Annotated in this window: 6 protein-coding genes and 1 pseudogene; 4 read left to right on the forward strand and 3 right to left on the reverse strand. The window is 60.7% G+C overall.

Features of this window, described 5'->3' with window-relative positions; translation table 11 throughout:
- Positions 1 to 115 precede the first annotated feature (115 nt).
- From E3O56_RS20215 to E3O56_RS20230, 4 genes and pseudogenes are all read left to right on the forward strand, one after another.
- Positions 116 to 2,110: an alpha-1,4-glucan--maltose-1-phosphate maltosyltransferase gene (locus E3O56_RS20215; RefSeq protein WP_248128885.1), complete on the forward strand. Its 1,995-nt coding sequence runs from the start codon at positions 116 to 118 to the stop codon at positions 2,108 to 2,110.
- Positions 2,111 to 2,258: 148 nt separating this feature from the next.
- On the forward strand, positions 2,259 to 5,606 hold the full coding sequence (gene treS / locus E3O56_RS20220; protein ID WP_248128886.1) for a maltose alpha-D-glucosyltransferase: 3,348 nt from the start codon (positions 2,259 to 2,261) through the stop codon (positions 5,604 to 5,606).
- On the forward strand, positions 5,603 to 7,840 hold the full coding sequence (gene glgB, locus E3O56_RS20225; protein ID WP_248128887.1) for a 1,4-alpha-glucan branching protein GlgB: 2,238 nt from the start codon (positions 5,603 to 5,605) through the stop codon (positions 7,838 to 7,840). Before treS ends, glgB begins: the two co-directional genes overlap by 4 nt.
- A 51-nt stretch (positions 7,841 to 7,891) precedes the next feature.
- A pseudogene (locus E3O56_RS20230) lies at positions 7,892 to 8,590 on the forward strand (GGDEF domain-containing protein); the annotation flags it as partial.
- A gap of 45 nt (positions 8,591 to 8,635) precedes the next feature.
- On the opposite strand, the gene E3O56_RS20235 reads toward E3O56_RS20230, so the two are convergent.
- The 3 genes from E3O56_RS20235 to E3O56_RS20245 form a co-directional block, all read right to left on the reverse strand.
- The gene (locus tag E3O56_RS20235; protein ID WP_032875724.1) at positions 8,636 to 10,840 is read right to left on the reverse strand and encodes a GAF domain-containing protein; all 2,205 of its coding nucleotides are present in this window, start codon (positions 10,838 to 10,840) and stop codon (positions 8,636 to 8,638) included.
- Positions 10,841 to 10,943: 103 nt separating this feature from the next.
- A complete protein-coding gene (locus E3O56_RS20240; protein ID WP_005788547.1) occupies positions 10,944 to 11,795 on the reverse strand; it encodes a CAP domain-containing protein in 852 nt (283 codons plus the stop codon).
- 81 nt (positions 11,796 to 11,876) lie between these two features.
- Positions 11,877 to 13,202, reverse strand: coding sequence for an MFS transporter (locus E3O56_RS20245; protein WP_032875721.1), 1,326 nt, complete (start codon positions 13,200 to 13,202; stop codon positions 11,877 to 11,879).
- Positions 13,203 to 13,252 lie beyond the last annotated feature (50 nt).

The raw sequence follows: 13,252 nt of genomic DNA on the forward strand, positions 1-13,252 counted from the left end.
CTTTTGCCGCGCGCCCAGGCTCGGACTTTAAACGGCTCTGCTCAGGGAGAGCGTCGCCGTACTTGAATTCGGATCAAGCAAAGAGCGTCCACGGGGCGTAAGGGGAAGATGCTCGATGACTGCTGAAATACTGGCTCCAGAGGGCTGCGCACTGCCGTTGTCGCAAGCGCTGTTGTTACCCAGGATCGCTATCGAAAGCACCATGCCGGTGATCGACAAAGGGGAATTTGCCGTCAAGGCCGTGGTCGGCCAGCGCGTCAATGTCACCAGTAAGGTGTTCGCCGATGGCCACGACAAACTGGCGGTGCTGATCCGCTGGCACGCGCTGGAGGATGAAAGCTGGCACAGCGTGGTCATGACCGATGTCGGTAACAATGGCTGGGAGGGCGCGTTCACCGTCGCCCACCTCGGTCCGCATGAATACTGCATCGAGGCATGGATCGATACCTTCGCCAGCTTCTGCTATGAACTGCGCAAGAAACACGAGGCCGGGGTGCCGGTCAGCCTTGAATTGCAGGAGGGCCGTAGCCTGGTGTTGCAGGCCGCCGAGCGCAGTGACAACGAATTGCGCGATCGCTTGATGTTGCTGCACCACGAATTGTCGGGCCTGCTGGAAACCGAGCAGGTGGCGTTGTTCCTGCACGAAGACAGTGCACACCTGATGACCCAGGCCGATCATCGCGCTTATCTGAGCATCAGCCCCGCCTACCCGATTGACGTAGAGCGTGAGGCGGCGCAGTTCGCCAGTTGGTATGAGCTGTTTCCCCGCTCGATCACCGACGATCCGGCCCGCCACGGCACATTCAATGACGTGCACTCGCGCTTGTCGATGATCCACGACATGGGCTTTGACGTGCTGTATTTCCCGCCGATCCATCCCATCGGCCGCAGCCATCGCAAGGGTAAGAACAACTCACTCACCGCCGGCCCCGATGATCCGGGCAGCCCCTATGCCATCGGCAGCGAGGAGGGCGGGCACGAGGCGATTCACCCGCAACTGGGCAGTCGTGAGGATTTCCGTCGCCTGGTGAAAGCCGCTGCCGACTACGGCCTGGAAATTGCGCTGGACTTTGCCATCCAATGCTCCCAGGACCATCCGTGGCTTGAACAGCACCCTGGCTGGTTCAACTGGCGCCCCGATGGCACGATTAAATACGCAGAGAACCCGCCGAAAAAGTACCAGGACATCGTTAACGTCGATTTTTATGCGGCGGATGCGATTCCGGGCTTATGGACAGAGCTGCGCGATATTGTGGTGGGTTGGGTGGAAGAGGGCGTGAAGACCTTTCGCGTCGATAATCCCCACACCAAGCCGCTGCCATTCTGGCAATGGCTGATCAGTGATGTCAGGTCCAGATACCCTGAGGTGATCTTCCTCGCCGAGGCCTTTACGACTCCGGCGATGATGGCGCGCCTGGGCAAGGTCGGCTATTCCCAGAGCTACACCTACTTCACCTGGCGCAATACCAAGGCCGAGTTGAGCGAGTACCTGACGCAATTGAACCAGTCGCCGTGGCGCGAATGCTACCGGCCGAACTTCTTCGTCAATACACCTGATATCAACCCAGGCTTTTTGCACCAGTCCGGGCGCGCCGGCTTCTTGATTCGTGCCGCGCTGGCGGCCATGGGCTCGGGCCTGTGGGGCATGTATTCAGGCTTTGAACTGTGCGAAGCCGCGCCAGTGCCGGGCAAGGAGGAATACCTGGATTCGGAGAAGTACGAAATCCGCCCGCGGGACTTCACCGCCCCCGGCAACATCATTGCCGAGATCGCCCAACTCAACCGTATCCGTCGGCAGAACCCGGCCCTGCACACACACCTGGGGCTCAAGCTCTACAACGCCTGGAACGACAACATCCTGTATTTCGGCAAGCGCAGCGAAGATGGCAGCAACTTCATTCTGGTGGCAGTCAACCTCGATCCCTTTAACGCTCAGGAAGCCCATTTTGAACTACCGCTGTGGGAGCTGGGCCTGCCGGATGACGCCCAGACCCAGGGTGAAGACTTGATGAACGGCCACCGTTGGACCTGGTACGGCAAGACCCAATGGACACGGCTTGAACCGCAGATGCCCTTTGGAATCTGGCGCATCACCCATTCCCCAGGCTGATGGAGTTCCCCTGTGGGAGCTGGCTTGCCTGCGATAGCGATTTGTCAGCCACCATTTCAGGTACTGACAGACCGTTATCGCAGGCAAGCCAGCTCCCACACTGGATCGCATTCCGTCTGCAGAACTTTAGTGTTTTCAGGAGTTCCCGATGGCGAAGAAACCCAAGACAGCCACCTTCATCAAAGACCCGCTCTGGTACAAGGATGCGGTGATTTACCAGGTTCACGTCAAATCCTACTTTGACTCCAACAATGATGGCATCGGTGACTTCCCCGGGCTGATTGCCAAGCTCGACTATATTGCCGACCTTGGCGTGAACACCATCTGGCTATTGCCGTTCTACCCCTCGCCACGTCGCGATGACGGCTACGATATTGCCGAATACCGTGGCGTGCACAGCGACTACGGGACCATGGCCGATGCCAAACGCTTCATCGCCGAGGCGCATAAACGCGGGCTGCGGGTAATTACCGAGCTGGTGATCAACCACACCTCCGACCAGCACCCCTGGTTCCAGCGTGCGCGCAAGGCCAAGCCGGGTTCGGCCGCGCGGGACTTCTACGTGTGGTCGGACGATGACCAGAAGTACGACGGCACGCGCATCATTTTTCTCGATACCGAAAAATCCAACTGGACCTGGGACCCGGTCGCCGGCCAGTACTTCTGGCACCGCTTCTACTCCCACCAGCCCGACCTCAACTTCGATAACCCGCAAGTCATGAAGGCCGTACTGTCGGTGATGCGCTATTGGCTGGACCTGGGCATTGACGGCCTGCGTCTGGACGCCATCCCCTACCTGATCGAACGCGACGGCACCAACAACGAAAACCTGGCTGAAACCCACGACGTCCTCAAGCAGATTCGCGCCGAAATAGATGCCCATTATCCCGACCGAATGCTGCTGGCTGAAGCTAACCAATGGCCCGAAGACACGCAGCTGTATTTCGGTGAGCGCAAAGGCGATGACGGCGATGAATGCCATATGGCCTTCCACTTCCCGCTGATGCCGCGCATGTATATGGCGCTGGCCCAGGAAGACCGCTTTCCCATCACCGATATTCTGCGCCAGACCCCGGAGATTCCCGCCAATTGCCAATGGGCGATCTTCCTGCGCAACCATGATGAGCTGACCCTGGAGATGGTCACCGACAAAGAACGAGACTACCTGTGGAACTACTACGCCGCAGACCGCCGCGCCCGAATCAACCTGGGTATTCGTCGACGCCTGGCGCCGCTGATGGAGCGTGATCGTCGCCGTGTCGAGTTGCTCAACAGCCTGTTGTTGTCGATGCCGGGCACACCGACTTTGTATTACGGCGATGAGATCGGCATGGGTGACAACATCTACTTGGGCGACCGCGACGGTGTGCGTACGCCGATGCAGTGGTCTATCGACCGCAATGGCGGCTTCTCCCGTGCCAACCCGGCCAGCCTTGTATTGCCGCCGATCATGGACCCGCAATACGGTTATCAATCGGTCAACGTCGAGACCCAGGCCCAGGACCCGCATTCGTTGCTGAACTGGACCCGGCGCATGCTCGCGGTGCGCAAGCAGTCCAAGGCCTTTGGCCGTGGCAGCCTGAAAATGCTCTCGCCGACCAATCGGCGCATCCTGGCTTACACCCGTGAATACACGGGGGAAGACGGCCACACCGAAATCATCCTGTGCGTGGCCAATGTGTCGCGCAGCGCCCAGGCGGCGGAGCTGGACTTGTCTGCCTTCGCCGGCATGGTGCCGGTGGAGATGCTCGGCGGTAATGCCTTTCCACCGATTGGCCAGCTGAATTTCCTGCTGACCCTGGCGCCCTATGGCTTTTATTGGTTTGTGCTGGCGACGGAAAACCAGATGCCAAGCTGGCATGTGGAACCGGCGCAGAGCATGCCCGACTTCACCACTCTGGTACTGAAAAAACGCATGGAAGAATTACTCGAAGAGCCTTGCCGCACCAGCCTGGAACAAACCTCATTGCCAGCCTGGTTGCCCAAACGTCGCTGGTTTGCCGGCAAAGACACGGCGATCGACAGCGTGCGCATCGCTTACGGCGTACGTTTTGGCGACCCACAGCACCCGGTATTGCTCAGTGAAGTCGAGGTCAGCAGCGGCGGTCAGGTCAGCCGTTATCAACTGCCGTTGGGCTTTCTCGGCGAAGATCAGGTGAGCAGCGCCTTGCCCCAGCAATTGGCCCTGGCCCGGGTGCGACGTACCCGCCAGGTAGGGTTGGTGACCGATGCCTTCAGCCTTGAGCCTTTCATCCGTGAAGTCATCCAGGCCATGGAGGCAGGGACCGTGCTCAACTCCAGTGAGGGCGATCTGCGGTTTGAGGCGACCGGACACCTGGCCGGGCTGCAACTGACTCACGAATCGCCGGTGCGTTACTTGTCTGCCGAGCAGTCCAACAGTTCGGTGGTGGTGGGCGAAAGCCTGGTGCTCAAGCTGATTCGCAAAGTCAGCGCCGGGGTACACCCGGAGCTGGAAATGAGCGCCTACCTGACCGCCGCCGGCTACCCGAATATCTCGCCTTTGCTGGGCTTTATGAGCCGCCGCGACGCGCAGGGGCAGGACAACCTGCTGATGATTGCCCAGGGCTACCTGAGCAACCAGGGCGATGCCTGGAGCTGGACCCAGAACAACCTGGAACGGGCGATCCGCGACGAGTTGGCCGAGGCCATTTCTGAACAGGAGCAGCACTACAACGCACTTGGCGAACTGGCGGATTTCGCCGCGGCGCTCGGCCAGCGCCTGGGGGAAATGCATGGGGTGCTGGGTGCGCCAACGGATGACAAGGACTTCCAACCGCAAGTCACCACCGCCAAGGATACTCAGGCCTGGGCCAAGGATGTCGGCGCGCAGATCGAGCGTGCGCTGCAATTGCTCAAGCTTCATCAAAGCCAGTTGAACCCCGCTGACCAGGCGTTGGTCAGTGAGTTACTGGTACACAAAAAAGCCATCGCCGGGCATGTCCAGGCGTTGGCGAAGGCCACGGTCGGCGGGCTGCGGATTCGTGTCCACGGTGACTTGCACCTGGGCCAGGTGCTGGTGGTCAAGGGCGACGCGTACCTGATCGACTTTGAAGGCGAACCTGCGCGGCCGTTGCATGAGCGGCGCGGCAAGCACAGCCCCTATAAAGATGTGAGCGGGGTGCTGCGCTCCTTTGACTACGCGGCGGCCATGGCCCTGAATGTGCAAGCAGTGGATCAGACACCGCAAGCCAACACTGCGCGCAAGCGCGTCACCGATCGCTATCTGAGTGAAGCCCGCGAGGCATTTACTCAGGCTTATCAGACGGCGACGTCTACACTGGCGCATGATTGGCAGGATGCCAACGGCCAGGACGCAGCGCTGACGTTGTTCAGCCTGGAAAAGGCCGCGTACGAAGTGGCCTACGAAGCGGAAAATCGCCCGACCTGGTTGCCGGTGCCCTTGCAAGGGCTGCATGGCTTGCTGAGCGGGCTTACACCTAAATCGAAACCTGTACGCGGTGGGGAGACGTCATGAGTTTTACACATAAAGAACCGCTGCAGCCCAAGTTGACTGCATTGCCGGCGTCCAAGGACGTCGAAGCGCTGGTACGCGCCGAACACCCGGATCCGTTCTCGATCCTGGGCCCGCATGACGACGAGCAGGGCGGGCAGTTTATTCGCGCCTTTCTGCCAGAGGCGCTCAGCGTTCAGGTACTCAGCCGGGATGGCGGTGAAGTGCTGGGTAGCCTCGAGGCAACCCAGGTGCCAGGCTTGTTTGTCGGGCAGTTCAGCACGCGCCAACCGTACCTGTTGAAAATCCAGTGGGCGGGCGGTGAACAGATTACCGAAGACCCCTACAGCTTCAGTCAATTGCTGTTGGGGGAAATGGACCTTTACCTGTTTGCCGAAGGCAATCACCGCGACCTGGGCAGTTGCCTGGGGGCCCAGGTGACCAGTGTCGATGGCGTGCAAGGTGTGCGCTTTGCGGTGTGGGCACCGAATGCGCGGCGGGTTTCGGTAGTGGGCGATTTCAATATCTGGGACGGTCGCCGCCATCCGATGCGCCTGCGTCACCCCTCCGGTGTGTGGGAGATTTTTATCCCGCGTTTGCAGCCGGGCGCTGCCTACAAATACGAAATCCTCGGGGCCCATGGGATCCTGCCGCTCAAGGCCGACCCGGTGGCGCTGGCCACCCAACTGCCGCCCGACACGGCCTCCAAGGTCGCCGCACCGTTGCAGGTGGACTGGCAAGACCATGAGTGGATGCAAGCCCGGGGTGACAAGCAGAAATCCACGGCGCCGTTGTCGATCTACGAGCTGCACGTGGGCTCCTGGCAGTGCGAGCTGGACGAGACCGGCGAGGTCGCCCGTCAATACGGCTGGCGTGAACTGGCGGAGCGCTTGATCCCCTACGTGCAGCAACTGGGCTTCACCCATATCGAGCTGATGCCGATCATGGAGCACCCCTTTGGTGGTTCCTGGGGCTATCAGGCTTTGTCGCAATTCGCCCCGAGTGCACGCTTTGGATCGCCCGAGGATTTCGCCTGGTTCGTCAATGCCTGTCACCAGGCGGATATCGGCGTGATTCTCGATTGGGTGCCGGCGCATTTCCCCACCGATACCCACGGCCTGGCGCAGTTCGACGGCACGGCGCTGTACGAGTACGCCAACCCGCTGGAGGGCTTTCACCAGGACTGGGACACGCTGATCTACAACCTGGGCCGTACGGAAGTGCACGGCTTCATGCTGGCCTCGGCCCTGCACTGGCTCAAGCATTTTCATGTGGATGGGCTACGGGTGGATGCGGTGGCTTCGATGTTGTACCGCGATTATTCGCGCAAGGCCGGCGAGTGGGTGCCCAACCGCCATGGCGGGCGCGAGAACCTGGAAGCCATCGATTTTCTGCGGCATTTGAACGACGTGGTCGCCCTTGAAGCGCCCGGCGCGCTGGTGATCGCCGAGGAATCGACGGCATGGCCGGGGGTCAGCCAGCCTACCCAGCAAGGTGGCCTGGGGTTCAATTACAAGTGGAACATGGGCTGGATGCATGACTCGCTGCACTACATCCAGCAAGACCCGGTCTACCGTGCCCATCATCACAACGAGCTGAGCTTCGGCCTGGTATATGCCTGGTCCGAGCGGTTTATCTTGCCGATCTCACACGACGAAGTGGTGCACGGCAAGCACTCGCTGATCGACAAGATGCCGGGAGATCGCTGGCAGAAGTTTGCCAATCTGCGCGCCTATCTGAGTTTCATGTGGATGCACCCGGGCAAGAAGCTGTTGTTCATGGGCTGCGAATTTGGCCAGTGGCGCGAATGGAACCACGACCAGCAACTGGACTGGTATCTGCTGCAATACCCTGAGCACCGTGGTGTGCAGAAGCTGGTGGGCGATTTGAACCGCCTGTACCGCGAGGAGCCGGCGCTGCATGAACAGGATGATGCTCCCCAAGGCTTCCAGTGGCTGATTGGCGATGATGCGATCAACAGTGTTTACGCCTGGCTGCGCTGGAGCAAGGACGGCCGGCCGGTGCTGGTGGTTGCTAACTTCACCCCGGTGCCGCGTGAAGGCTACGCGGTTGGGGTGCCGTTCGGCGGGCGTTGGAGTGAGGTGATCAACAGTGATGCGGACACTTACGCCGGTTCCAACTTTGGCAATGGGGGAGAGGTGTTCACCCAGGATGAGCCGCGTCATGGGCAACCGATGTCGCTGTCGTTGAACCTGCCGCCGCTGGGCGTGTTGATTCTGCGTCCGCAGGAGCTGTAAGGGCACTGGATTGGCGGATGCAGTTGTTCCCGATACTGGCAGGGTGCCACAATGGCGCCTTTGCCGTCGCAATCGACACAGGCGCATTGCATGAACAGCCTTGGGCATGGGCAAGATCAGGATCCCATCATCGAGCAGCAAGTGCGAACCGACCGGTTGCACCAACTGTTTCGCCAGTCGTTCTCGGCCGTCTTCGGTAGTTATCTGGGCGCCGCCATGCTCTGCTGGCTGTGCTGGGATCGCTTCGATCATCGAATCATTCTGGTATGGCTGGTGCTGCTGGGTTGCTCGTCACTGCTGCGCCTGCACATGTTCGTGCAGTGGTTTCGCTGCCCTGACAGCGAGCGCACCCCAAAGCGTTGGGAGCGGCGTTACTGGATCACGCTGATGTTGTCGGCTGGCATCTGGGGAGGTGGGGCGCTGGCGGTGATGCCGGTTGATGACCGAGTGTCCCAGGTACTGGTGATGCTCTTTACCGTAGGAATGTCAGTCAGTGCGGTGTCCTGCTACTCGGCCTTTCGCTACATGACCTTGAGTTCGATGGCGTTGGTGCTGTTGCCCTGTACGCTGTGGCTGTTGTTCCAGCCGGCGCCGATGCAAGTGGGTGTGGCCCTGGCGGTGCTGGTGTTTTCATCTTTTGTGGTGACGGCCACCTGCAAACTGTCCGATGCGCTGGAAAAAGCCTTCCGCCTGACTCGGCAAATGGAGCGTACACACCGTCTTTCAACCCGCGCGGCCCAAACCGATGAGCGCGACGGGTTTGAAGACCTGCACCGCTAAGGCTCAAGGTCTTGATCAGGTGGCCGTAGCGGTCTGATCCTTGGACATCGCCCTCACCAACGCCCTGGCGACCTGTTCGGCGGAGTAGGGTTTGGCGAGGAACTCAAACCCCTCATAACCGCTGTCCGCCAGCTCTTCGCTGTAGCCTGAGACAAGTACCACCGGCAGGTCCAGACGCCGCTCACGCAGCAGTCTGGCCATCGCAACGCCGGTCATCCCCGGCATGACCACATCCGAAAAAATCGCGTCGAAGGCTCGGGCGTCGTTGCCAGCGAGGGCCAGTGCCTGCTCGGCATTGGTCGCCCAAGTGGTCTTGTAGCCCAGGTCCTTGAGGATCTGGCTGGCGAAACGTCCCACTTCCAGGTTGTCTTCTACGATCAGAACATGCCGTTGGGCAGCCTCCTGCGGCGGTACAAGTTGCTCCTGTTCGTCCTGCTGCGGGGCGGGTTCGCCTTCCACTTGGGGCAAATACAAGGTGAACACAGTGCCCTGGCCGAGGGTACTTGCCACATCGATGTTGCCGCCCGATTGTTTGGCAAAGCCGAAGACTTGCGACAGGCCCAGTCCGGTGCCTTTGCCAACGGCCTTGGTGGTGAAGAACGGCTCGAAGATACGGTCGATGGTGTCGCCGGCAATACCGGTGCCGGTGTCGGTCAGAGAGATGCTGATGTACGGCAGGCGCGACTCGGCGTCACCGCGGATGCGCGGCAGCGCTTGCTGTGTGGCGACCTTGAGGGTCAGGGTGCCCTGGCCGTCCATTGCGTCGCGAGCATTGAGTGCGATGTTGAGCAGCGCGGTTTCGAGCTGGCTGGGGTCAATGCGTGCGTAGCACGGCTGATCGGGCAACTGCACCTGTACATGAATGCGGGCGCCGGTGACACTTTCAAGCATCTCGCCGATGTTGCGTACCCGCTGGCTGACATCCAATACCTGCGGGTTCAACGGCTGGCGACGGGCGAAGGCAAGCAATTGGCTGGTGAGTTTACTGGCCCGCTCCACGGTGTCGGAGACGACGCTCATGTAGCGCTGGCGACGCTCTTGCGACAAGTTCGGTTGGCGCAGGAAGTCCACTGACGAGCGAATGATGGTCAGCAGGTTGTTGAAGTCATGGGCGACGCCGCCGGTCAGTTGGCCGATGGCTTCAAGCTTCTGTGACTGGCGCAGCGCGGCCTCGGCCTGGGCCAGCGCGAGGGTGCGTTCTTCCACGCGCTGCTCCAGTGTGGCGTTGAGTTCGGTGTAGGCCGCCAAACCCTCGCGTACGGCGGCATCGGCGCGCACGCGTTCGATGTGCGCCCAGGACCGTTCGGTCACTTCACCCAACAACGCCAGATCGTAGGGCGACCAGTAGCGGGGCTGTTTGTCATGCACGGCCATCAGCGCCGTGAGACGTCCATCCTTGATCAGCGGCACGCAGATGGTAGCCGTGACGCCCAGCGCCTGGAAGGTTGCCGACTCATCGGCGGGCAGTTCGATCAGGTTATCGCGGATCACCAGGGGCTGACCGGCCCGCAGAGCCCTCACCGCGCGTTCGCCGAACGCCGCCAGGCTGTAGTGGCCGATGATGCTGGGTGAGCCCTGCGCCGCCCAGTCGCCACGGATAGTGAAGCCATCTTCATCCTCATCCATATCGGCATAGGCGCAAATCGACACTTGCAGGTGTTGCGCCAGCAGTTGGGTGGTCGATGTCATGATGGCTTCGGCGTCGGTGGCGCTGGCCACGGCGTTGCCGATGGCATCCAGCACCGCCAGGCGACGGGCGAGGAATACGGTGGAGGTGGTCTCGGTCACCGTATCGAGCATGCCCACCACGTTGCCTCGGGAGTCGCGGATAGGGCTGTAGCAAAAAGTGAAATACGCCTGTTCCGGCGCGCCATTGCGCTTGAGCATCAGCGGGAAGTTTTCAATATAGGTGGCATGACCGTCGAACGCCGCGCTGGCGATGGGGCTTATCTCGCTCCAGGCCTCGTGCCACACCTCGCTGAAAGGGCGGCCCAGTGCCTCCGGCTTGTTGCCCAGAATCGGCCGGAATGCATCGTTGTAGAGCGTAATCAACTCAGGCCCCCAAACAATGGCCTGGGGAAACCTGGAAGCGAAGCACAGCGCGACGGTGGTCTTCAATACATCGGACCACTGCTCCAGCGGGCCGAGGGGCGTACTGGCCCAATCATGCTGGCGGACCCGCTCGGCCATGTCGCCGTTGCCTTGCAGCCAATTCATCATGGGGTCAACACCTTATCTGCCGCGGTTCGACTATTGCCTGAAACCTCAGGTTGCCAAGCAACAGACCTGAATGACTGCTCCCAGTTCAGCGCGAATATCCAGGTTATTGAGCGGCGAATACACCTGTCCAATAGATGCCCGCATCGCTTTTTGGGTCCATCGCGTAGGCCGCGCCCAATTCGCGAAATTGCGGGTTCATCAGGTTGGCGCAATGGCCGGGGCTGGCGAGCCAACCGTCCACGACCTTGCGAGGGGTATCGAGGCCGGCGGCGATATTTTCGCCGATGTTCTTCGCGATATACCCGGCCAGTTCGGCGCGGTCACCGGGAGTACGACCGTCGTGGTCCAGGTGGTCGAAGAAGTTGCCGTTGGCCATGTTGCGCGTGTGGCTGTTGGCCGCGCTGGCCAGGGTGTCGTTCCACGACAGCGGCGTGGTCGCGCTGAACGCCTGGGTGCCGCATTGATGTGGTTCGGCGCGCGCAGCGTTGACCAGGTTCAGCAGTTGCTTGCCTTCGGTCTGCCAGTCGCCCAGGCCACTGGTCAGCAGCGGGCGGGCCAGCACGATGCGCCAATCCTGGCCGCTGTTGCTGACGCCGATGTCGACATATTGCGGGTCCAGTACGACCCGGCAGAAGCTTTCGCGCACTGCTTTCATGGCGGCGTCGGCATCCTTGGGCCCGGACAGGCTGATGGCCTGCACGTTGACCATAGGGTACGCAGCCCGCGCCAGCGACTGCTGCAAGTCGCCGACATTGGAGGCCGGCAGCACCAGCCGTGTGTCGCTGGTCAGCGGTGGCAGTTCCTGTGAACCCTGGTCACCGCAGCGTTGCACCTGGCTGCGGTATTGGTTGATCTGTTGGACTAACTGACTTTCTTCATTCGCCATCGCGCTGGCGCAGAACACCGTAGTGGCGGCCAGCGTCGTAAGACCCATCATCAATGACAGAACGCGCATGGACGTTACCCTTGAGCTTGAAAGTGCCCATGATGCGCGATCCAGGTGCATCCATGCACCCGTTGGTCCGAACTTTTTTCTTCAGTTCTTGAATGTCGAGTGTTTTGCACCCTGATCGCAGAGGGCGAACACCACCACCAGCAGGGCGGAAATCGCGAGGATAACCACCACGCCATCGGTGGAATGAGTGGCCGAGGCCGCCACCATCGACAGCGCGCCCAGCGGTGCCAGGCCACCGGCAATCGCGGTGCCGATTTCGCGCCCGGTGCCGAAGCCCGATGAGCGCGTCTGGGTCGGGAATTGCCGGCTCAGGAACGAGCCCTGGGGCGCAAACATCATCGGCGCAAGGATACCGGTGCCCACACCGATGGCCAGATAGATCATCAGGCTTTCACCACTGTTGAGCAGGGCCAGGAACGGGTAGGCGAACAGCAGCGAGCACAGACCGCCGAGCATCAACACAATCTTGCTGCTCCACTTGTCGCACAGCCAGCCAAAGCAAGGCACGGCCACGATGGCCACCAGGCTGGCGATGGTCACCGACAGGGAGGTGACGTGTACATCCACACCTTTGAATTGGGTCAGGTACGCCAGGGAGAAGGTCTTGAAGATATAGCTCAGGGCGTTGTAGCCAATCGCGACAAAGAACACCACGGCGAGGCCCTTGAGGTCGTTCTTGAACAACGCTTTAAGGGGCGACGGCTTGGCCTTGGCTTTTTCCTTGCTCAGTTCCTCGAACTGCGGGGTTTCCGGAATGCTGTTACGCACCCACAGACCCACGCCCACCAGCACGATGCTGCAGATAAACGGGATGCGCCAACCGCCGGCCAGCAAGAACTCGTTACCGTTGATGGTCAGCAGGTAAATGGTCAGTGAGGACAGCAACAGGCCCAGGTTCAGCCCCAGTGCCGGCCAGGCACCTTGGCTGCCGCGCTTGCCATGGGAGGCGTGTTCGTAGGAAGTTACCGCGGCGCCCGACAGTTCAGCACCCGCGCCCAGCCCCTGGATGATGCGGATGAACACCAGCAGGATCGGCGCCCAGATACCAATGGAGGCATAGCTGGGGATCAGGCCGATCAGCGTGGTGCACACGCCCATCAGGCAGAAGGTCAGCACCAGCACCTGCTTGCGTCCGAACTTGTCACCCAGGTAGCCGAACAGAATGCCGCCGAAAGGGCGGGCGATAAAGCCGATGGCAAAGGTGGAAAAGGCCATCAGCGTGGCCGTTTTCGGGTCGCTGTTATCGAAGAAGATCTTCGAAAACACAATGGCCGCCATGGTGGCGTACAGGTAAAAGTCGTACCACTCCAGCATCGAGCCAAAGATGGTGGCGGCGGCCACTTTGCGCAGGCGCTTGCGGGTTTGTTCGGGCGTTTCGGTGCCGGGGATGGAGGCGGATGCCGACATGCTGGATTTCCTTCTGGTCTTTGTAGTTATTTTTGGGTGAACGGGCAGTA

Source organism: Pseudomonas sp. W2Aug9, from assembly GCF_023127755.1.
In the GTDB taxonomy this organism is placed as follows: Bacteria; Pseudomonadota; Gammaproteobacteria; order Pseudomonadales; family Pseudomonadaceae; genus Aquipseudomonas; species Aquipseudomonas synxantha_A.

Excerpts from the sequence above, each read along its gene's own strand:
- E3O56_RS20240 (WP_005788547.1), bottom strand. The coding sequence starts at position 11,795 with ATGCGCGTTCTGTCATTGATGATGGGTCTTACGACGCTGGCCGCCACT.
- E3O56_RS20215 (WP_248128885.1), top strand. The coding sequence starts at position 116 with ATGACTGCTGAAATACTGGCTCCAGAGGGCTGCGCACTGCCGTTGTCG.
- E3O56_RS20235 (WP_032875724.1), bottom strand. The coding sequence starts at position 10,840 with ATGATGAATTGGCTGCAAGGCAACGGCGACATGGCCGAGCGGGTCCGC.
- E3O56_RS20245 (WP_032875721.1), bottom strand. The coding sequence starts at position 13,202 with ATGTCGGCATCCGCCTCCATCCCCGGCACCGAAACGCCCGAACAAACC.
- treS (WP_248128886.1), top strand. The coding sequence starts at position 2,259 with ATGGCGAAGAAACCCAAGACAGCCACCTTCATCAAAGACCCGCTCTGG.
- glgB (WP_248128887.1), top strand. The coding sequence starts at position 5,603 with ATGAGTTTTACACATAAAGAACCGCTGCAGCCCAAGTTGACTGCATTG.